General features: G+C 57.3%; 13 protein-coding genes and 6 pseudogenes. 5 read left to right on the plus strand and 14 right to left on the minus strand.

Translation table 11 applies throughout. The features are described 5' to 3' along the window. Window positions 1-171 precede the first annotated feature (171 nt). The 8 genes and pseudogenes from rlmC to rimK all read right to left on the minus strand — a co-directional run bounded on the left by rlmC (window position 172) and on the right by rimK (window position 8,353). Window positions 172-1,317, minus strand: a pseudogene (gene rlmC / locus JZM24_RS16810) (23S rRNA (uracil(747)-C(5))-methyltransferase RlmC). A gap of 62 nt (window positions 1,318-1,379) precedes the next feature. Further along, window positions 1,380-1,880: a YbjO family protein gene (locus tag JZM24_RS16815; protein ID WP_215671102.1), complete on the minus strand. Its 501-nt coding sequence runs from the start codon at window positions 1,878-1,880 to the stop codon at window positions 1,380-1,382. 70 nt (window positions 1,881-1,950) lie between these two features. Continuing rightward, window positions 1,951-2,796 carry a putrescine ABC transporter permease PotI gene (gene potI / locus JZM24_RS16820; RefSeq protein WP_215671104.1) on the minus strand — a complete coding sequence of 282 codons (846 nt, stop codon included), beginning with the start codon at window positions 2,794-2,796 and terminating at the stop codon, window positions 1,951-1,953. Beyond that, on the minus strand, window positions 2,793-3,752 hold the full coding sequence (gene potH / locus JZM24_RS16825) for a putrescine ABC transporter permease PotH (protein ID WP_215671106.1): 960 nt from the start codon (window positions 3,750-3,752) through the stop codon (window positions 2,793-2,795). Before potH ends, potI begins: the two co-directional genes overlap by 4 nt. A 13-nt stretch (window positions 3,753-3,765) precedes the next feature. Further along, window positions 3,766-4,902, minus strand: a complete 1,137-nt coding sequence (gene potG, locus JZM24_RS16830; protein WP_215671108.1) for a putrescine ABC transporter ATP-binding subunit PotG — start codon at window positions 4,900-4,902, stop codon at window positions 3,766-3,768. Between the two features lie 126 nt (window positions 4,903-5,028). Then, a pseudogene (gene potF, locus JZM24_RS16835) lies at window positions 5,029-6,141 on the minus strand (spermidine/putrescine ABC transporter substrate-binding protein PotF). A 625-nt stretch (window positions 6,142-6,766) separates the two neighbouring features. Beyond that, entirely contained in the window at window positions 6,767-7,246 is a 480-nt protein-coding gene (locus JZM24_RS16840) for a type III secretion system chaperone family protein (protein ID WP_215671110.1), read from the minus strand. Window positions 7,247-7,489: 243 nt separating this feature from the next. Then, on the minus strand, window positions 7,490-8,353 hold the full coding sequence (rimK, locus tag JZM24_RS16845) for a 30S ribosomal protein S6--L-glutamate ligase (protein ID WP_215671113.1): 864 nt from the start codon (window positions 8,351-8,353) through the stop codon (window positions 7,490-7,492). Between the two features lie 462 nt (window positions 8,354-8,815). Here rimK and JZM24_RS16850 point away from each other — a divergent pair. Then, window positions 8,816-9,074, plus strand: a pseudogene (locus tag JZM24_RS16850) (GrxA family glutaredoxin). Window positions 9,075-9,140: 66 nt separating this feature from the next. On the opposite strand, the gene JZM24_RS16855 reads toward JZM24_RS16850, so the two are convergent. Next, window positions 9,141-9,509 (minus strand): inner membrane protein YbjM, encoded by a 369-nt coding sequence (locus JZM24_RS16855; RefSeq protein WP_215671115.1) that lies wholly within the window; start codon window positions 9,507-9,509, stop codon window positions 9,141-9,143. 1,683 nt (window positions 9,510-11,192) lie between these two features. Here JZM24_RS16855 and JZM24_RS16860 point away from each other — a divergent pair. Further along, window positions 11,193-12,476 (plus strand): serine/threonine transporter, encoded by a 1,284-nt coding sequence (locus JZM24_RS16860; RefSeq protein WP_215671117.1) that lies wholly within the window; start codon window positions 11,193-11,195, stop codon window positions 12,474-12,476. A 297-nt stretch (window positions 12,477-12,773) separates the two neighbouring features. Here JZM24_RS16860 and JZM24_RS16865 read toward each other — a convergent pair whose 3' ends face one another. Then, a complete protein-coding gene (locus tag JZM24_RS16865) occupies window positions 12,774-13,967 on the minus strand; it encodes a serine hydrolase (RefSeq protein ID WP_376775564.1) in 1,194 nt (397 codons plus the stop codon). A gap of 518 nt (window positions 13,968-14,485) precedes the next feature. On the opposite strand from JZM24_RS16865, the pseudogene JZM24_RS16870 reads away from it, so the two are divergent. Then, window positions 14,486-15,113 (plus strand): annotated as a pseudogene (locus tag JZM24_RS16870) (glutathione S-transferase). A 14-nt stretch (window positions 15,114-15,127) separates the two neighbouring features. Here JZM24_RS16870 and JZM24_RS16875 read toward each other — a convergent pair. Further along, a complete protein-coding gene (locus tag JZM24_RS16875; RefSeq protein WP_215671119.1) occupies window positions 15,128-16,234 on the minus strand; it encodes a PQQ-dependent sugar dehydrogenase in 1,107 nt (368 codons plus the stop codon). Window positions 16,235-16,482: 248 nt separating this feature from the next. Here JZM24_RS16875 and JZM24_RS19890 point away from each other — a divergent pair, with 248 nt between their 5' ends. Continuing rightward, a complete protein-coding gene (locus tag JZM24_RS19890) occupies window positions 16,483-16,722 on the plus strand; it encodes a hypothetical protein (RefSeq protein WP_376775565.1) in 240 nt (79 codons plus the stop codon). Continuing rightward, entirely contained in the window at window positions 16,719-17,318 is a 600-nt protein-coding gene (locus JZM24_RS16880) for an HAD family acid phosphatase (RefSeq protein WP_376775566.1), read from the plus strand. The genes JZM24_RS19890 and JZM24_RS16880 overlap by 4 nt, the downstream gene beginning before the upstream one ends. Window positions 17,319-17,528: 210 nt before the next feature. On the opposite strand, the gene gsiD is transcribed toward JZM24_RS16880, so the two are convergent. From gsiD to JZM24_RS16895, 3 genes and pseudogenes are all read right to left on the minus strand, one after another. After that, entirely contained in the window at window positions 17,529-18,434 is a 906-nt protein-coding gene (gene gsiD / locus JZM24_RS16885; RefSeq protein WP_215671249.1) for a glutathione ABC transporter permease GsiD, read from the minus strand. A 9-nt stretch (window positions 18,435-18,443) separates the two neighbouring features. Continuing rightward, window positions 18,444-19,364 (minus strand): annotated as a pseudogene (gene gsiC / locus JZM24_RS16890) (glutathione ABC transporter permease GsiC). Between the two features lie 11 nt (window positions 19,365-19,375). Beyond that, window positions 19,376-20,518, minus strand: a pseudogene (locus JZM24_RS16895) (ABC transporter substrate-binding protein). Between the last annotated feature and the right edge of the window lie 5 nt (window positions 20,519-20,523).

The following is a 20,523-nucleotide window of genomic DNA, read 5'->3' on the forward strand; positions in this document are numbered from 1 at the left end:
GTGCCCGGCCGCGGCAGGATCCTTGGGTGCCGAGGGTAAGGCGTGACATGAGCGCCGAAGGTTAAGCGCTAAACTAGCGCTGAAGGGCTGGCGCTAAACGGGCACCGACATTCAGGGGGTGCTGGACGCGCGCCAAAATTCAGACGCGACACGACAGTGGCCGGTCGGCTATTAATCGGCGCCATCCGGCCCGCGACGCTCCAGCAGTACCAGTGTCTCATAATGCGCGGTATGGGGAAACATATCGAACAGCCGCACGCGGCGTACCTGATAGTCGAAGAGCTCCGCCAGATCGCGCATCAGCGTCGCGGCCTGGCAGCTGGAATACAGGATCCAGCGCGGCGCCGTGGCGCTGAGCCAGGCGCACAGCTCGCGGCCGATGCCGCGCCGCGGCGGGTTGACCAGCACCAAATCCGGCGCCGCGCCGTTTTGCACGGCAAAGCGGGTAGAGTCCAACGCCTGAAACGAGACTTGCTCCAGCCCCAGTTGCTGCGCCGACTGCCGCGCGCTGGCAATGGCCTCCGCGCTGATTTCAATGCCGGTGAGCTGCATGCCGGGACGACAAAGGTGCAGGCCGAAGCCGCCGACGCCGCAAAACAGGTCCCAAAGCCGGGTTCACCGGCAGCGCGGCGACACAATCCCGGGCGGGGGCGTACAGGCCGGCGGCGACCTGCGGGTTGGTCTGAAAGAAACTTTGCGGCCGAATGTACAGCGGCACGCCGTTGAGCCGCTCCTCCAGCGCACCCGCGCCGGCGTCAGCACGATTTCCCGTTCGCCTTCTAGCACCGCCATCGGCACCGGCTGCAGGTTAACCGAGATAACTGTTAACTGCGGCAATCGCGCCTGCAGCCAGGGCAACGCCGCCCGGAGATGCCCCAGCTTGGCCTCGGATCGCAGCACAAAGCGCAGCATCATTGCGCCATCGAGCCGGCTTTCGGTCAGCAGCAAGAACTTTAATTCGCCGCGCCGGCGCGCTACATGATACGGGGTCAGACCCGCCCGCGGGATAAACTGTTTCAAGACGGCGAACACCGGCGCGAAGCCTTCGGGATACAACGGGCAGGCGCACAAATCCACCCCACCCCCGGCATCGGCAATGCCCAGCAGCGGCCGTTCGACGCTGCCGCTCACCACCATTTTCGCCTTATTGCGCATCGCCTGCGGCGCCGAACCCATGGCCGGCTGCCAGCATGCCGCCGGCACATTGGGCAGCAGCGCCGCCAGCTGGCGCTGTTTTTCCGCCAACTGCTGGCCATAGGGCATGGCAAGCCACTGGCAAGAGCGGCAACGTTCGGTAGTGAAAAGATCGCAGTGCATGGGCGGTATCGGGTAGTAGCAAGCGTAACGGGGGCGCATTGTAGCATCGCCCCCGCGTCAAATCATCTATTATGGCGGGCGAAAAAGCGGCGGCTGGACGGGGCGCCGAACAGCAGCGCGATAATCAATACATCCGGTAATTTCAGCATCAAGACCTGATAGCCGATTTGCCCGGCGGTATCGCCCGGCAGCATGAACATTTCCGGATAAAACCCGCGCCAGGTGGCGAAAAACAGATACAGGGCACTCAAGATCTGGCAACCGAGGTAACACCAGCGGGTCCAGGGCACGGCGCGCATTACGCCAAAGCCGCAGCGGATTTCAATAAACACCATGGTCAGACTGGCCAGGAACAGCCCGGTCAAATCCCAGGCGCGACTGCTGTGGTGGACGAAGCTATGCATCCCGTTGACGCCAAACGCATTAAACAGCAACACCACGTCCAGGCAGCGAATAGTAATCAGCGCAATGCCGGCTATCATCACCGCCACCGGCGCACCGACAGGCACCCGGATCCGGGGACGGGCGCCAACGATCGTGCTGTTTCTTAATATCTCCGACATCGCCTTTCTCCTTCACGCTCGCGCCGTTAGCCGCCGGCGCACTCCTAAAGATTAGCAGCGATCCCGTCAATCAGCCACGCGCGGCGCGCTGGCGATCGCGCTGATGCTGTTTTTCCTTACGGGACATCAACCACCAGGCTATCAGACCAATAATGCCCACCACCCCCAGGATAAGCGTCGCCAGGGCATTAATCTCCGGATTTACCCCCATGCGCACGCTGGAGAAAACCAGCATCGGCAGCGTCGTGGAGCCGGGACCGGCGACAAAACTGGCAATCACCAGATCGTCGAGCGACAGGGTAAACGCCAATAGCCAGCCGGAGATGATAGCCGGCGCAATCATCAGCAACGTAATGATGAAAAACACCTTCACCGGCGTGGCGCCCAAATCCATCGCCGCCTCTTCGATAGAGTTATCCAGCTCGCGCAGGCGTGAACTCACCACCACCGCCACGTAAGCGGTACAAAACGTCACATGCGCCAGCCAGATGGTGAACATGCCGCGCTCGGCGGGCCAGCCTATCGCGTGCCCCAGCGCGACAAACAGCAATAGCAGCGACAATCCGGTAATCACGTCCGGCATGACCAGCGGCGCGGTCAGCATAAAGGCGAAACCGCTGGCGCCGCGAAAGCGGCCGAAGCGAACGATAACCACCGCCGCCAGGGTCCCCAGCAGCACCGACATCGTGACCGTGGACGCCGCCAGCGTCATACTCAGCGTCACGGCGCTTATCATTGCATCGTCGTGCACCAGCACGTGGTACCATTGCGTGGACCAGCCGGCCCAGACCGTCACCAGCCGTGAGCTGTTAAACGAATAAATCACCAACATCAGCATCGGCGCGTACAAAAAGGTGTAGCCTACTACCAGTATCAGGATGCGCCAGGGCGAACGGACGACCGGTAAGGTATTCATCGGTGATCTCCCATGGCTTTGTTCTGATGTTTATGGAACCACATGATGGGCGCTATTAACACCAGCAGCATCACCACCGCAACCGCTGAGGCCACCGGCCAATCGCGGTTATTGAAAAACTCCTGCCACAAGATGCGGCCGATCATGATGCTGTCCGGCCCGCCGAGCAGTTCAGGGATCACATACTCCCCTACCGCCGGGATAAACACCAGCATCGAGCCGGCAATAATGCCCCCTTTGGTCAGCGGCACGATCACCTGGAAAAAGGTTTTTAGCGGCCGGGCGCCCAAATCCAGCGAGGCTTCCACCAGCGAATAATCCAACCGGGTCAGCGCGGTATAGATGGGCAGGATCATAAAAGGTAGATAGGCGTACACCACGCCGATATATACCGCCAGGTTGGTATGCAGAATTACCAGCGGCTGGTCGATAACCCCAAGCCACATCAGCACATTATTCAGCACGCCGTTATTCTTCAGAATGCCATTCCAGGCATAAACCCGGATCAGAAACGAGGTCCATGACGGAAGAATAACCAGTAATAACAGAATGTTACGCGTGTATGCCCGGCTGTGCGCCACCGCCCAGGCCATGGGGTAGCCCAGCAGCAGGCAGAAGAACGTCGATACCGCCGCCACCTGCAGAGATTGCAGATAGGCTTCGATATACAGCGGGTCGTCCAGCAGCTGGATAAAATTGGCCAGATTGAGCGAAATCGACAGGTTGCCGTCCAGCCAGCTGACCAAATCGGTGTAGGGCGGGATCGCGCGCGCCATTTCGGCCAGACTGATTTTAAATACGATCAAAAACGGCAGCATGAACAGCAGCAGCAGCCACAGGTAAGGCAGCAGGATCACTATCTTGCGACCGTGGGCCATCTGCCAGCGTGTCAGCAAGCCCGGGATCACCACGCGCCGCGCAACACCGGCCGGCGATTTAGGATTAGCGTTGGACATCACCTCCCCTCCCCTAAACCGTAAGCACAATGCAGCTGTCCGCGTCCCAGCACAGGTTGACCTGGTCGCCCCAGGTGGGCGCGCCTTTGCGGTAACGATGGGCATTGGTCAACTGGGAGCTGATGATCTGTCCGCTGTTCAGGCGGACGTGATAAATGGACAAATCTCCCAGGTAGGCGATATTGATCACCTCCCCCACGGCGAAGTTACAGCCGTCCTCCGGCGCGCCCTCGCAGAGCATGATTTTCTCTGGCCGCAGCGCGACATGGACCGGGACGCCGTCCACCACCGAGACATCGGTATTGACCCGTAGCGGCGATAGCAGGCCTGGACTCTGCAGGATAAGCGCGTCGTCCGAACGCGCCTTGAGCAACCCCTCGAACATATTTACCGAGCCGATAAACTCGGCGCTAAAGCGGCTGTTAGGATGCTCATAAATCTCCTCCGGCTCGCCTATTTGTACAAACTTGCCGCGGTCTATGATGGCAATACGGCCCGCCATGGTCATCGCTTCTTCCTGATCGTGGGTCACCATGACGCAGGTCACGCCGACCCGCTCAAGAATATCCACCACTTTCAGCTGCATGCGGTCACGCAGCTTTTTATCTAGCGCCCACATGGGTTCATCCAGCAGCAGAAGCTTGGGCCGTTTGGCCAAGCTGCGCGCCAAGGCCACCCGCTGACGCTGGCCGCCGGAAAACTGATGCGGCTTGCGCGCCGCAAATTCCTGCATATGCACCATCGCCAGCATCTCTGCCACCCGCAGTTTTATCTCCGCGCGCGGCAGCTTGTCCTGCTTCAGGCCAAAAGCGATATTCTGCTCCACCGTCATGTGGGGGAACAGCGCATAGGACTGGAACATCATATTGATGGGCCGTTGATAGGGTGGGGTATGGGAGAGATCCTGACCGTCGAGGACAATAGCGCCGTGGGTCGGCGCCTCGAAGCCTGCCAGCATGCGTAACAGCGTGGATTTGCCGCAGCCGGAAGCGCCCAACAGGGCGAACATTTCCCCTTTATAGATGGTGAGACTGACATCATCCACCGCCATCTTCCCGTCAAAGCTTTTGGTCAGATTGCGGATTTCCAGCAATGGCGTCACCATTTTGCGGGCGCTGTTGGACGGCGGACGGGGTAAGGAATCGTTCACTAATATTACTCTCCGGTATCAGCGGGGGCAGCGGACCGGCTCGGCCGGCGTATCGCCGCAAACAAAGCATAACAGGCGGGGGTGAGCCGCCTGTCGGTTAAGGTAAGCGTAGCGTAATTCGCCGGATTATTTGCCGCTTTTCACTTTGGTCCAGGCGCGGGTAATCACGCGGTCGATTTTCGGCAGCTGCACTTTTAGCGTAAAAAGTTTGGCGCGCACGTCCGCCGGCGGGTAAATGCCAGGATTGTCACGCACTTCCGGGTTTACCAGCGCCGTCGCCGCCTGGTTGCCGTTGGCGTAGAAGATCTGGTTACTGGCGTCGGCAATCACCTGCGGCTCCAGCAGATAGTTAATGAACTGGTAGGCTTCATCGAGATTTTTGGCGTCCGCCGGAATGGCCAGCACGTCAAAAAACGCCAGCGCCCCTTCTTTTGGAATCGAATAGGCAATATTAACGCCGTTTTTCGCTTACTTGGCCCGATTGGCGGCCTGCATGACATCGCCCGCCCAGCCGATAGCGACGCAAATATCGCCGTTCGCCAGGTCGTTAATGTATTGCGAAGAGTGGAAGTAGCGAATGCTCGGCCGCAGTTTCAGCAACAGATCTGTGGCCGGACCGGTATAATCGGCGGCGCTGTCGCTGTTGGGATCTTTACCCAGGTAGTTGAGCACCCTTGCGTAAATCTCCGAAGGTGCGTCGAGGAATGACACGCCGCAGCTTTTCAGCTTTGCCAGGTTTTCTGGTTTCAGCACCAAATCCCAGCTGTTGACCGGCGCGTCTTTGCCCAGCGCCGCTTTGACCTTTTCGACGTTATAGCCGATACCGGTAGTGGCCCACATATAGGGAACGGCATATTTGTTATCCGGATCGTGACGGCTAGTGAGATTGAGCAGCTCCGGGTCGAGATTTTTGTAATTGGGCAGTTTGCTCTTGTCCAGCGGCTGGAAGACGCCGGCCGACAGCTGGCGTTCCAGGAAACTCTCGGAGGAGGGCACCACAATATCAAAGCCGGTGCTACCGGCCATCAGTTTCCATTCCAATACCTCGTTGGAATCGAAAACGTCATAGACCACCTTGATGCCGGTTTTCTTTTCAAAATTAGGGACGGTATTTGGCCCGATATAGTCCGACCAGTTGTAGACGTGCAATGTTTTCTGCTCTGCGAACGCAGAGGCGGAAACGGCCATCAATAAGCCGGCAATCGCACCGGTAAGCCATGATTGACGTTGGGTGAACATCCGTAACTTCCTCCCTAAACCTTCATCTCACAACGGCGCTCATGTCGCAGCACCGCTCCAGGTCATTGATGAAAAGCGCAATGCGCAAACCAGGCATCCCATGGCGGCCCGTGCGGTAAACCCGCCGCACAACAGCCGGTTTTCCTGGCGAACACCGCCATCGCGTAGCCTAAACCACGCGGCGCCTGGCGCCCGCTCAGCCTGTCACCGGCATAACCGCACAGACGGTCCCGCGCCAGCATCCGGCGTAAAAAACGACTTTAAGTGACTAATTATTCATTTTACCGCATTTTAAGATGCGAACTGGCAACACAAGGCAGAGAAAATAGTGAATGATCGACATAATGCAGTATAAAGGCATCCCTCGTCGGGAATTGACAGGATAACGACTGGACGCCGCCCGCGCATAGCCGGTGGTGTCTCACGGTGGTCCGCGGTGGCCATCACGGCAGGCGACAAAGCGCTGGCTTATCGGCAAGCGCGCGGCAGAATACGATTTGCCCGACCAAAGCGCGTGCCATGCAGCGCCCGCAACGGGAGGTTAAATCGGAGCGCGGGCCACGCACTGCCCGCAATTGAACATCAAATCAGAGGGCGGGCCACGCGCTGCCCGCAGGCGCGCGGTTTAGTGGATTACCGGAGCCGAAGGAGCATGGGCCTCGCTGTCATCCTCTTCGCCCATGAACAACAGATCGTTGGCGCGGGCTTCCATGATGAGCATGGAGATCTGCTCCTCGGCCTGCTGCATAAAATGGCGAAACTGGCCGAGGGTGACCCCGGCGGAGCTGACCAAAGCCTGACAGGCCACCAGCCTGGGCAAATTATCGTCCTGGATGTCAATAAACGCTTTCACCGTCAGCGAGCTGGCGTTGATCTGGCTTAAATCCCCCACCAGCGCGATAAGGGCCGTCGGCCGGACTTCCGCCATGGCGGAAAACAAGATGACATTGTCAACCAGATCAACCTTCGCATCAAAAATGCCGTCAAAATTCTGCATATGCGGCAGATGCAACGCCTGGCAAGAGTCGCATTCATAGAATGACAAATTCAGCTTCTCCAGCCAGCGCCTCAGGACATCCAGATCCGGTACTACAAGTAAATCCATATAAGGCCAACCTCTCATCAAGTGTGAAACGGGGCATAGCTTACGGAATATTAAATAGTAGCGCTATGGTCAAATGCAGCAATTTCACCTTCCCTTAGCCGAGATTGACGGCGATGGGGCGGTTCCAACCGCCGCTAACCGCGGCAATGGAGAAGCAGACGATTGATTTTTAAGCAATCACTGGCAAAGGAGAGGCACAGCCGCCCCGCGCGCCGGCTTTTTCTGAAAAACGGTTTATGTCAGCTACCGGGACGGTCGGGCGGCAAGGCGGGCTTCAATAAACGTGATCATCAGGGTGGCAATATCCAGTTCGCTGGCGATTTCTATACCTTCAAGCCCAGGGGAGGCGTTTACCTCCATCACCAACGGTCCCCGCTTTACGCGCAGGATATCCACACCGGCGACGTTAAGGCCCAGCGGCGTCGTCGCGCTGATGGTTACCGACCGCGCGCTACCGCCGCGATGCAAATTGGAGCGAAAATCGCCCGCTTTGGCCTGGCGTTCTATCGCCACCACCACCTTATCGCCTATCACCAGACAACGGACATCGCACCCGCCGGCCTCGGCGACAAACTCCTGCACCAGAAATTGCGCTTTCAGGCCGCGAAACGCGTCGATAACGCTTTCCGCCGCCAGCCGGGTTTCCGCCAATACCACCCCTATGCCCTGGGTTCCTTCCACCAGTTTCACCACCAGCGGTGCACCGCCCACCATGGTGATCAAATCCCCGGTATCGTCCGGGGAATCGGCAAAACCGGTAATGGGCAGGTCTATGCCTTGGCGCGCCAGCAATTGTAACGAATGCAATTTGTCCCGCGCGCGGGTGATAGCGGCCGATTCGTTAAGGGCATAGCTGCCCAGCATCTCGAACTGGCGCAGCACCGCAGTACCATAAAAGGTGGTCAAGGGGCCGATACGTGGGATAACGGCGTCGTAAAATTTAAGCCGCCGGCCGCGGTAGTGAATCGAAGGAGCGGCGCTGTTGATATTCATATAACAAGAGAGCGGATCGATAAAGTCGACCTTGTGGCCCCTGGCCTGAGCGGCTTCGCGCAGCCGGCTGCAGGAGAACAGGGTTCCATCGCGGGAGAGAATGGCTAGTTTCACACTTTATCCAGGCAGAGTATCGCGTTGGCGACATCATAATCCCGCTACCGGCGGGGGTCGAGAAAAGATTCGGCCTGCGCCGCAAGGCAGCGTCAGCGGTCATTCCATCTGCGAGTCAGGTCGCGCGGCAAGTTTCAGCCGGTGAGATCACACCGCCACAGTGGCGTCACTGACGTTGCGCCGCTGAAATCGCGCCGCTGGCGTTGCGCCGCTGTAGTCGCACCGCTGAAATCGCACCGCTGGCGTTGCGCCGCTGAAGTCGTACCGCTGACGTTGCGCCGCTCAACTCCCGCCGCTGAAGTCGTGTCGGCGTGATGTAAGCGGAGATTGGCGACGGGTATGGGATCGAGAGGTAATTTCTGCTTTTTTTAACCGCCGGAGCAGGCATAGTGAACCGCGGCAAAAAATGCAGCGCGCACCGCGCTGGCCGTTTTGATATTCGTTAATGTAAGAGGAGTGGTTATGTTTGCAGTCATTTTCGGTCGTCCGGGTTGTCCTTATTGTGTACACGCTAAATCGCTGGCTGAAAAATTGACCGCGGAACGGGATGACTTCACCTACCGTTATGTTGATATCCACGCCGAAGGCATCTCAAAGGCCGACTTGTCGAAAGCCGGTGGAAACGGTACCGCAAGTTTTTGTTGACCAGATCCATATCGGCGGCTGTACCGATTTTGAGGCCTACGCCAAAGAAAACCTGAGCCTGTACTCGTCCTCCTGATGACGGCTACCGCCCGCCGCCGGCGGGCACACGGCCCAATCGGACGTCTCCGTCTGAGCCTCAGGTTCAATGCGCGGGATGGTGCATCAGCATCCCGACGAAGCAGCAGCCCAGCGCGCCAAAACCACACCAAAACACGGCGCTGAGCAGATAGGTCATTTGCTGCCACAGGCTATAACCGGTTTCAACGCCGAGATTGAACAACGGCCAACAGATCGCCGCGGCCAGCACTGCACCCAATAAGGGATAAACCAGCCTGTTGTCGCCCGCCAACAGTGCGCCTAAAATACCGGGCAACATAAACAGCAGCAGGCCGAACTGCCCGCCGTGACCCTCCCCTGCCAAAGCCACCAGGGCGGTTTTTTGACTAATAAAGATAAGCACGAATATCAGCGTGCTTGCCGCAATGCCTGCGTTATGCCGGTGAATCGCCATGGTTGCCTCCCTCATAGATACCCGCCACGATGGCGGCAATAATGCCTGTTTCCAGGTGTAAAAAAAGCAATCGCCCCCTTGATTGGCAGGGGCATAAATCCCGGCAGACGGTCTAAAAAGCCGTCTGACTTTTGGCATTCATTTGCCTCTATTCGCTTCGCAGCCTGTAACGTCGCGGGAGGTCAGGCAAGCCTGGCCGCCGGAGATATTGGTCAAATAAATCTAACGGGTAACTTCAACTATATCAAGGCGTTGCAGGTAAAATATCGGTTACGGTTTCGGAGGTATCAGGTCATAGTATTGTTACGATACGCTGCAAAAGTGTTAGCGATTTGCTGCCGGCGCCCGAAGAAAATCACCATGATGCGCGCGCATCGCAAGCCAAGCCGATAAATGTGTTGGAATTTTTATGAACACGCTTGACGGCGCCAGGCATTGAATGCCAACGCGGCTTTTCCCGCTCTTGCCGCCGATAGTTAATGACTGGTTAACGTGCTGTCACGGGGTGTAAGGGGCTTTGGCGCCACTTTCGGAAATATCCTTAATGTATGGGCGATGGCCGGGCGTGGGGGGAAGATTGTGCCAGAGATAAGCTCGAAGCTCTCGCGGCCAAGCTCTATGACGACGCCACTACGTGCCGCAGGCCCGTGACTGACCAGCCGCACAACGGACGATGCGGCAACCGTCTGGCCTCGACTCCCATATTGGCTCACGCCCCCGTTTCGACAGCCGCCGCACGCCGGCGTGCACCCCGCGCGGGACAGGGCCCACGCCACCTTGCCGGCATTCCCCGGGTCTTGTGCCCGATAATGCTCCCCAGGCTGCCGCCGTGGGGGTTGCCTAACCAAGCGTAAAAAAATATTTCCCGCGTCGGCAGAACTTTTTACCCGCCTCCCGGTCCTACTTTATGCCACTGCTTTTCTTTGATGTCCCCATTTTGAGGAGCCAGAGCGTCCCGACTATTAGGTTCAAGACGCTCGGGTTTTCTATTATTCCTCGATCCCCTGCCCCCCTGTCATCCCTTTTATAAAAATCGCTTTTCTGGCGCATTATCCGCCATTGCCAAACCACAATCAGCGCGGCGTTCGCCGTTTATTTTTACGGTATGCGGGCATAGGGCGGGTTAAACCTCGGCATCACAATGCCGCACGGCGTGTCATCTTGACGGCGGATCAGTTAATTTTTATACACTCACACTGAACTTGCACAATTAATCACCACAGACTGACTGTTTTTTCTCACGTAATATATTTTTTACGCTCACCCTCTATTATGAGCAATATTTACTCACTCTTTTTATACGTTTATTTTACACGCCGCGTGCAAAGTTAACAAAAAACAACCAAAAGAGAAAAAAGTCATCATATAGAATTCAACATACTGAAAAATAAGCAATGCTTTTAAACTTATCACCCGCAAATGCCAATGCATTCGCTCATTAATTGACTCATGACAGGGAATATTATGCCTTCATCTGACGTTGCAATTAATTATTCGACCGGCGTCAAAAAAAACGGCATTAACGCTGGCGATGACAAAGAAACACTTTATTATCCCCCCGAAGATTATCGATGATTCAACAACGTATAATTGAATCACATCAATATAATTATATTAAACTGAGTAACGGCGACGTCTATTATTGACTACCGTTCAGCCTTTGCGTTTTTATTCGGAGAAATTATGGACATAACAAATGCTTCCCCCGCACGGGCAGTCCCGTTCGATGCGGCCTGGCGCAAAACCGATACGGTCTGGATGTTGGGACTTTATGGCACGGCTATTGGCGCCGGCGTGCTTTTTCTACCCATCAATGCGGGTATCGGCGGGCTACTGCCGCTGCTTATCATGGCGCTTATCGCTTTTCCCATGACCTTTTTCGCCCACCGGGGCATGACGCGTTTTGTGCTGTCAGGCAACGGCAAATGCAACGACATTACCGATGTCGTTAAGGAGCATTTTGGCAACCGCATCGGTAACCTGATAACGCTGCTGTACTTCTTCGCTATCTATCCGATCCTATTGGTTTACAGCGTCGCAATCACCAACACCGTCGAAAGCTTTATCGTGCATCAACTCGGCTATAGCGCGCCGCCGCGGGCGTTGCTGGCGCTGCTGCTGATAATCGGGCTGATGATGATAATCTGGCTCGGCAAGGACATCATTGTTAAGTCGATGAGCGTGCTGGTGTTTCCCTTCGTTGCGGTGCTGGTGTTTTTGTCGTTTTATCTGATTCCGTATTGGAGCGGCGCCATTTTCCAGACACCGTTGGTACAGCCCCAGGCCGACGGCGGTGGCTTACTCAGCACCCTGTGGTTGGCGGTGCCGGTCATGGTGTTTTCGTTTAATCATTCCCCCATTATCTCGTCATTCGCGATGTCCAAACGCGAAGAATATGGCGCTGGGGCCGAGGCGAAATGCTCCCGCGTTCTGGCTTGCAGCCACGTGATGATGGTGCTGACGGTGATGTTTTTCGTCTTTAGTTGCGCCCTGAGTCTCTCGCCGGAAAACATGCAAGAGGCTAAAGATCAAAATATTTCCATGCTGTCGTATCTTGCCAACCATTTTGATAATCCGTTTATCGCCTCGCTGGGGCCGATTATCGCTTTTATTGCTATTGCCAAATCCTTTCTCGGGCACTATCTCGGCGCCAGTGAAGGTTTTAGCGGGTTGGTAACATCCGCCTTACATGCCCGTGGCAAGGACATTTCCGCTGGGGCGATGAGCAAAGTCACCGCCGTGTTTATGCTGCTGACCGCCTGGCTAGTGGCCACGATTAACCCCAGCATTTTGGGTATGATTGAAACTCTGGGCGGCCCGGTTATTGCCATGCTGCTGTTTTCAATGCCAATGTACGCCATTCATAAAGTGCCCGCCATGGCGCGCTTTCGTGGTCTGGCCAGCAATTATTTTGTGTGGGCGATTGGGCTCATCGCGCTGACCGCGACCGTCTACAAACTTATGTGATGGCGACCGCCGGTGGTATCCGTCGCGGGGCGACAACCTCGCACGGCGACGGGGCGGCGGCGTTTTCGAGTGAAAAAGCGGCATTGGCGCCCGCAGACGAAGTGCCGGCGACGCCGATGAGAGAGATATCTGCCGCCGGCGCAGCGCCAGAAAAGCGCCGATAAACCAGGACCCGACGACGCAGCGCCAGAGACGCCGATATATCAGGCCCCGCCGGCGCAGCGCCAGATAAGCGGATTATGAGGTGCCTGCGACAGAGCGGCGCTGCGAAAGCAAGCCGCGCCGTCTCGCCACGCTTTAGCTAAACATACTGTGCACCTTCAGCAGGATCCAGTCCCACAACGTGCGGAAAATGCCGCCTTTCTTCACCTCTTCCATCACCACCAGCGGGCGCTGCTCGATGACCTTGCCGCCCAGGCTGAAATTAATCGTACCCACGACCTGATCCTTGGCCAGCGGCGCCTCCAAATGCGGGGAGAACAACGTGAAAGACGCCTTCATATTTTTCAATTGCCCTTTCGGCAAGGTGATGGCGGCATCCTGGGTCACGCCCAGATTCACCTGACTACGATCGCCAAACCATACCCGCTGCTGGGTAAACGGGCGATCCTTCGGTATCGGCATCACGGTTTCATAAAAGCGAAATCCCCAGGTCAGCAGTTTCTCGCTTTCGCGAAAGCGAATACCATCGGTCGGGGCGCCAAGCACCACAGAAATAAGCCGCATACCATTATCGGTGGCTGACGCCACCAGATTGTGGCCGGCGCCGCTGGTGAAGCCGGTTTTCACACCATCAACGGCCAGATTACCGCTCCATAACAGACGGTTACGGTTGGGCTGTTTGATTTTGTTGTAGGTGAACTCTTTCTCTTTATGCAGCGCGTATTCATCCGGAACATTACGGATCAGCGCCTGACTGAGTATGGCCATATCGTGCGCGGTGCTATACTGCCCTTCCGCGTCCAGGCCGTGTACGGTGAGAAAGTGGGTGTTCTTCATCCCCAGCGCTTGAGCGTACTGATTCATCAGGCTGACGAAAGCGTCCTGACTCCCGGCGACATGATCCGCCAGCGCAATACTGGCGTCGTTGCCGGACTGGATAACGATGCCTTTATTAAGATCGTCGACCGTGACCTGCTCGCCCGGTTTCAAGAACATCAGCGACGAACCGCGCAGCACCGGATTGCCGGTCGCCCAGGCGTCCTTACCGATAGTCACCTGGTCCGCCGGGTGAATTTTGCCGGCTTTCATCGCCTGCCCAATCACGTAGCTGGACATGATTTTGGTGAGGCTTGCGGGATCGAGACGCTGATCGGCATTGGCTTCCGCCAGCACCTTTCCGCTCTGATAATCCATCAGAATATAGGCGCGGGCGTTGATTTCCGGCGCGGCGGGCGGTGCGTCGGCGGCGCGCACAGCAGGAACGGCAAGCAGGAGCAAGGTGCCCAAAGCAAGGGCATAACGTTGAGAGCTGAAGACAGGTTTCATCATGACGAGGCCAGAGTATCCATTCAAAAGAGTCACCGCGGGTATCCGGTGGCGGATGTTGCGCGCATGGCCGGCAACGGGCCACGCGCATGTCTATAGCATGTTCTAGCAATGATAATCTAGTCAAAGCCGTTTAACTTTGCCGCATTGACGCGCGCGTGTCAGCCCTTTTATTGTCAATTTTTAGCTCCCGCGCAGCGTGGTGGCAAACCGGCAGACCGGGGCAATTGATTAAACCCCGCGAATCCGTCACAGTAGACGCACAGTTTACCCACAGCGCTATTTGCAAGCGAATAGGTTGCAACAGCATATAATAATTATTAGCCGGCGGCGGCCTGCGTGCCGGCGGAGATATCGTCACCTGCCTACCGTTTGATGGCCCACGCGCCCGCCGTTTTCTGATGGCGTTCGCGCGGCCGTTGGCGCGCGGTCCGGGTAGGGCGCATCGCTGAAAGTTGCCCGCCCGCCGCCGCCGCCGACAAGAAAAGCGTAATATTCATCATTCCGCTGCTGGAGGCGTTATGTTAACGATTTGGGGTCGCGAGAATTCAGTCAACGTCAAAAAGGTACTCTGGTGTGCTACAGAGCTGCAACTGGTATTTAATCTCATCCCGGCAGGCGGGCAACATGGCAAGAATCAGGATGCGCCCTTCTTGTCGCTAAATCCTAACGGGCTGGTTCCCTGCCTGCAGGACGAGGAAAATGACTTGGTGCTGTGGGAATCCAATACTATCGTACGTTATCTTGCTGCCCGCTACGGTCAGGATGTCTGGCTGCTCACCGATGCCGCTGAGCGAGCCCGCAACGAAAAATGGATGGACTGGACGCTGTCGCTGCTGGCGCCCGCGCTGCAGCCGCTGTTTATTAGCCTGGTGCGCACGCCGGCCAAGCAGCGCGATCCCGAGGCCATTGCGCGCGGCATCGCGGCGTGTGAAAAGCTGTTCGCCGTGGCCGATGGCGCGCTCGAAAAACAGCCATGGTTTGCCGGTGAGGCCTTCGGCATCGGTGATATTCCCCTGGGGTGTCTGGCTTATAACTGGTTCAATCTGCCGATTGAGCGACGGCCCCGACCGCGGCTCGAGGCCTGGTACCAGGCCCCTGTGCGACCGGACGGCTTATCAGCAGCGGGTGATGCTGCCGCTGAGCTGACACCGGTCCACGGCTTAGTCTTCCTGCAGGCCTATCCGCAGTAGCTTACCGTTGCGTTCATCGGTCAGCACGTAGAGATAACCATCGGGGACATCGCGGATGCGCTCTGCGCGATCCGTCAGCAAGCGCTGCTCCGATACCACCTCGTTTCCCTTCAGGGTCAGGCGCAACAGCGCCTTGGTTTTCAGCGCACCGATAAATAGCGAATGCCGCCAGGCGGGAAAGCGATCGCTTTGGTAAAACGCCATGCCGCTGACCGCCGGCGAGTGTTGCCAAAACCAAACCGGCTGATCGGTTCCCGCGACAATGCCGCCACGCGCCTCGGGGATCTTTAACCCGGAATAATTAATGCCATAGGTGGCGATCGGCCAGCCGTAATTGGCGCCTTTGTGCAGGATATTGATTTCATCGCCGCCGCGCGGACCGTGTTCATTTTCCCACATATCGCCGGTCCAGGGATTCATGGCTAAGCCCTGCGGGTTGCGGTGGCCATAGGTCCAGATTTCCGGCCGCGCGTTCTCCTGATGCACAAACGGGTTATCCTCCGGCACGTCGCCATTGCCGTGCAGACGCACGACTTTACCCTGATGTTTGCTCAGGGACTGGGCCGTGGGGCGGCGGTTATTTTCCCCCAGACTGATGTAGAGCATGCCCTGGCGGTCAAACGCCAACCGTCCGCCAAAATGCTCGCCGCTGGACAGCTTCGGGCCCTGGCGAAAGATAATTTTAACATCGGTAAGGTGGCGATGGTCCTCAGACAGGCGGCCATAGCCGACCGCCGTGCCCGCATCCTGTTTGCCCTGTTCGGCAAAGCTCAGGTAAATGCGCCGGGATTGCGCAAAATCCGGCGCGGGCAGGACGTCGAACAGCCCGCCCTGACCGTGGGCATACACCGCCGGCACGCCGCTAATCGTCGGCGACAGCGGGGTTCCGGGTTGCCAATAGCGCAGCCGACCCGGTCGTTCGGTAATCAGCATCCAGCCGCCCTCGCCCAAGAACGCCAGTGACCAGGGGTTATCCAGGCCGCTGAGCATTTCTGTGACCTGGATGCGGGCGGCATTACCGGCCAAAGGCAAGGCCAGCAGGCCGGTGGCAAACAGCAAAACAAGCAACCATCGCATGGTAGTTCTTCTGGTGACGTAAAGTGTTAAGCGTAGAAATGTTGCGCCGGTTCCGCGATAGCGAAGCGGCGGTTTTACATTTACTGACAGAGGGAGCAACGCCGCGATAATGCGTTTTGGTGTTTTAAATTAATAAATAGCGTGTTATTAATTATATAATATTTTTATTGCATTATACGCCAATAAGCACCGACGCGCCGCTTCCCGCACCAGTGGCCGTTGACCGAGGGAAAGCAAGAGGACTCACCATGCAGAGGTTAACCCCCACTATCGCCGTTGTTACTCTGGGCTTAGTCATTAGCGGCTGCGCCACGCGAGAACACCCCGCCGCACCGGCGTCGTCGGCCCAGGCACGTTTAACCGATCAAACGGTCATGGCGGTAAACTGGGTACAGCAATCCGGCGAAATAAGCGCCCTCGCCTATCAGGCGTTTAGTTTAATAGCGCGCAAACGGCGTTCCTGGAGTCCAGGGCCCGTCCTGGGTTGAAGAAAGCCGTAGTCGTGGATTTGGATGAAACCATGATCGACAACAGCGCCTATGCCGGTTGGCAGATTAAACAGGCGCAGCCGTTTAGCGATAAAACCTGGAGTCAGTGGACCCAGGCCAGCGAAGCTAAAGCCATGCCGGGCGCCGTCGCTTTTTCCCATTTCGTGAGCCAGCACGGCGGCCGGATTTTTTATGTGTCCAATCGCGGGCAGGCGGATCTCACCGCTACCGTCGATAACCTGCAAGCATTGGGTTTTGCTGATGTGACGCCGCAAACTTTGCTGCTAAAACCCACCGGCGGTAGCTCTGATAAAACCGCCCGCTTCCACCAGGTGGAACAACAGGGCTATGACATTGTGGTGTATGTGGGGGACAATTTAAACGATTTCAGCGGCGAGCCCTATCACCGGCTGAACAGCGAGCGCCGGGACTTTGTCAACCGCCATCAGGGCGATTTCGGTCGTAAGTATATTGTGCTGCCTAATCCCAGCTACGGCGACTGGGAAGGCGGTTTGTCAAAGGATTACTGGCCCGCCAGCGACGAACAGAAGCTGAAAATTCGCGCCGAACGCATTGATGCCTGGGACGGTAAATAATCTCCCTGGCGCCGGTTAACGTCGGACGCGGACAGTTGCGACGCGGCGCGCGTTGCCGCCCTTGCCGGCACCCCTCCGGCAAATAGCGCGCCGGTAGCGTATTCTTGAAAAGGACCGGCGACGGCGCGCCGGTATCACCTCCCTAAAGAGGGCCGGAGAAGGGCATGCCGGTATAGCATTCCCGGAGAGGGCTGGCGCTTTCCCAGGCCCTCACCCCTTCAGGCGTGGATCCAGCGCATCGCGCAAACCATCCCCCAGCAAGTTGAACGCCAGCACGGTCAAGAAGATAGCCAGGCTGGGAAACAGCGCCACATGCGGCGCCACAACCATATCGGCCCGCGCCTCATTGAGCATCGCGCCCCACTCCGGCGTCGGCGGCTGCGCTCCGAGGCCGAGAAAGGACAGGCTGGCGGCGGTAATGATCGACGTACTAATACGCATGGTAAAAAACACCACGATGGACGACAACGTGCCCGGCAAGATATGGCGCAACAAAATGGTGCTGTCGCTCGCGCCGATACTGCGGGCGGATTCGATATAGGTTTGGTGCTTAAGCACCAGCGTATTGCCGCGTACCAGCCGGGCGAAAGCCGGGATGCTAAAAATGGCCACCGCGACGATCACGTTCGCCATGCCGCTGCCCATAATCGCCACCACCGCTATCGCCAGCAGAATGTCCGGGAAGGCGAAAAGCACATCGTAAATACGCATAATAATGCGGTCCCAGACGCCTTCATAATAGCCGGCCAGTAGACCGAAAAAGGTGCCGACAGCCATACCGATAATGACCGAAAACACCCCCGCCGCCAGCGAGATACACGCGCCCATCAGGATCCGGCTGAAAATATCCCGCCCCAGTGAATCCACCCCCAGCCAATGTAGGGCCGACGGCCCCTCATTCAGACGGTCGTAGTCGAAGTAATTTTCGGCGTCAAAGGGCACCAGCCAGGGCGCCAGCAGCGCCGCCAGCATCAGCAGCACCACAAAGACCCCCGCCACCACCGCCACCGGCTGCTGGCGGAGACGGCGCCAGAATTTGCGCCAGGGTGTGCGCACGCGCTGGGGCGCTACCGTGGGCATCGCCGCCAGCGCGGCATTACGTCGCCAAAATTGCATCACGATGGGTTACCTGTAGCGAATGGAGGGGTTAATGGCGGCATACAGCATATCCACCAGCAAATTAATCAAAATGAATTCCAGCGAAAACAATAGCACCTCGGCCTGTATGACAGGGTAATCACGCAGCGTCACCGAATCCACCAGCAGCCGACCCAGGCCGGACCAGTTGAACACCGCTTCCACCACAATCGACCCCCCCAACAGAAAACCGAATTGCAGGCCCATCATGGTCACAACCGGGATCATGGCGTTGCGCAGTCAGTGCTTGACCACCACCAGACTCTCACGCACCCCTTTGGCCCGGGCGGTGCGCATGTAGTCCTCTTGCATCACTTCGATAAACGAGGCGCGGGTAAAACGCGCCATAATCGACGCCACCGCCGCACCGAGGGTAATCGACGGCAGAATATAGTGGCGCAGCGAGTCCGCGCCCACCGTGGGCAGCCAACCCAGCCGCACCGAGAAAACCTGCATCAATAACATACCGAGCGCAAACGCCGGAAAGGAGATACCCGACACCGCAATCGTCATACCCACTCGGTCAGGCCAGCGGTTGCGCCACACTGCGGACAAAATACCCAGCGTCATGCCGAAAATGACCGACCAAATCATGCTGGTCACAGTGAGCCACAGTGTGGGCATGAAACGGCTGCTTATTTCGCTGCTTACCGGCCGTTTTGATACCATCGAGGTGCCGAAGTCGGCCTGCGCCACCTGGGTCAAAAAGCGCCAGAATTGCACCGGCAACGGCAGGTCCAGACCCAGATCGTGGCGCACCAGCGCCACCACCGTCGCATCCGCTTCCGGCCCTGCCGCCAGCCGGGCGGGATCGCCCGGTAGCAGGTGGACAAAGCAGAACACCAACACCGCCACAATCAGCAGCGTGGGTATCAGCCCCAATAATCTCTTGATGAAATAATTCAGCATAACGGCCTGGGTTATTTCATATCGGCGTGTGAGAACTCAAAAGAGCCGTCCGGCATCACATAAAAGTCGCTCAGGTTTTTATTACGCGCGTACACCAGCTTCTCGGTTGCCAGGTAAATCCACGGCGCATCGGCCCAGAGAGTATCCTGCGCGTCTTTGTACAGCCGGGCTTTTTCCTCACGGCTGGTGGTTTTCAGCACAGCGGCGAAATGGCCCAATCCGCCTCGCCGGTTGACGCCGACCAGCCAGAGTAGAACATCCGCACGCCGGTTTCTTTCACGCCATTGCTTTCCACCTGCGCTACGCGCTGGCCGGCGTCCATCGCCGTCACGGTCGTTTTCACCCCGATTTGATCCAACTGCTGCTGAACGAACTGCAGCACTTTTTGGCTGGTGCTACTGTTGTTGTACGACCAAAGCGTGGTGGAGAACCCGTTGCCATGGCCGGATTCTTTCAGTAACGCGCGCGCCTTGGCGACGTCGTAAGGCCAAGGCTGATATTGGCTCGCGAAATCAATGCCTTTCGGCACCGGCCCCTGTGCCGGGGTGGCGTAGCCGGAGAAGGCCACTTTAATCAGCGCGTCTTTATTAATGGCGTAGTTTAACGCCTGGCGTACCTTGACGTTCTCAAACGGCTTTTGCGTCACGTTGAGGCTGATATAACGCTGCACGATCGACGGCGCGGAGATAAGGCTCACCTTGCTGTTATTCTCCAGTACCTTGGCCTGATCATAGGGAATGGATGACCTCGGTCTTGGCGATCATTTTAAACAGGTTGTAGCGTTTGAGATGGTTGTCCGGGTTACTGGCGCGATCCAGATTCACTTTTACCGCTTCCGCGTTAAAGTCGGTGCCGTCCTGGAACTTGACGCCCTGACGCAGCTTGAAGGTGTAGGTCAGGCCATCATCGCTGGCGGCATAGCTCTCCGCCAGAACGTTTTGCCGCTTCATATCTTTATCGAAGCCGAACAATCCTTGATAAAACGATTTGGCCACCGCCTGGGACAGGGTGTCATTCGCATCATAAGGATCAAGGGTGGTGAAATTGGAGTTCGCCGCCACCACGACATCTTTGGCGGCCCAGGCCGGCGCGGCGGCCAGCGTGGATAGAACTGCCGTGGCTATCAGCCAGTTACGCTTACCATGTTGTTGCATCATTC

Origin of the sequence: Candidatus Sodalis endolongispinus, from assembly GCF_018777395.1 — a bacterium.
Taxonomy (GTDB): domain Bacteria; phylum Pseudomonadota; class Gammaproteobacteria; order Enterobacterales; family Enterobacteriaceae; genus Sodalis_B; species Sodalis_B endolongispinus.

Excerpts from the sequence above, each read along its gene's own strand:
- JZM24_RS16815 (WP_215671102.1), bottom strand. The coding sequence starts at position 1,880 with ATGTCGGAGATATTAAGAAACAGCACGATCGTTGGCGCCCGTCCCCGG.
- potI (WP_215671104.1), bottom strand. The coding sequence starts at position 2,796 with ATGAATACCTTACCGGTCGTCCGTTCGCCCTGGCGCATCCTGATACTG.
- potH (WP_215671106.1), bottom strand. The coding sequence starts at position 3,752 with ATGTCCAACGCTAATCCTAAATCGCCGGCCGGTGTTGCGCGGCGCGTG.
- JZM24_RS16840 (WP_215671110.1), bottom strand. The coding sequence starts at position 7,246 with ATGGATTTACTTGTAGTACCGGATCTGGATGTCCTGAGGCGCTGGCTG.
- JZM24_RS16855 (WP_215671115.1), bottom strand. The coding sequence starts at position 9,509 with ATGGCGATTCACCGGCATAACGCAGGCATTGCGGCAAGCACGCTGATA.
- JZM24_RS16860 (WP_215671117.1), top strand. The coding sequence starts at position 11,193 with ATGGACATAACAAATGCTTCCCCCGCACGGGCAGTCCCGTTCGATGCG.
- JZM24_RS16865 (WP_376775564.1), bottom strand. The coding sequence starts at position 13,967 with ATGATGAAACCTGTCTTCAGCTCTCAACGTTATGCCCTTGCTTTGGGC.
- JZM24_RS16875 (WP_215671119.1), bottom strand. The coding sequence starts at position 16,234 with ATGCGATGGTTGCTTGTTTTGCTGTTTGCCACCGGCCTGCTGGCCTTG.
- JZM24_RS19890 (WP_376775565.1), top strand. The coding sequence starts at position 16,483 with ATGCAGAGGTTAACCCCCACTATCGCCGTTGTTACTCTGGGCTTAGTC.
- gsiD (WP_215671249.1), bottom strand. The coding sequence starts at position 18,434 with ATGCAATTTTGGCGACGTAATGCCGCGCTGGCGGCGATGCCCACGGTA.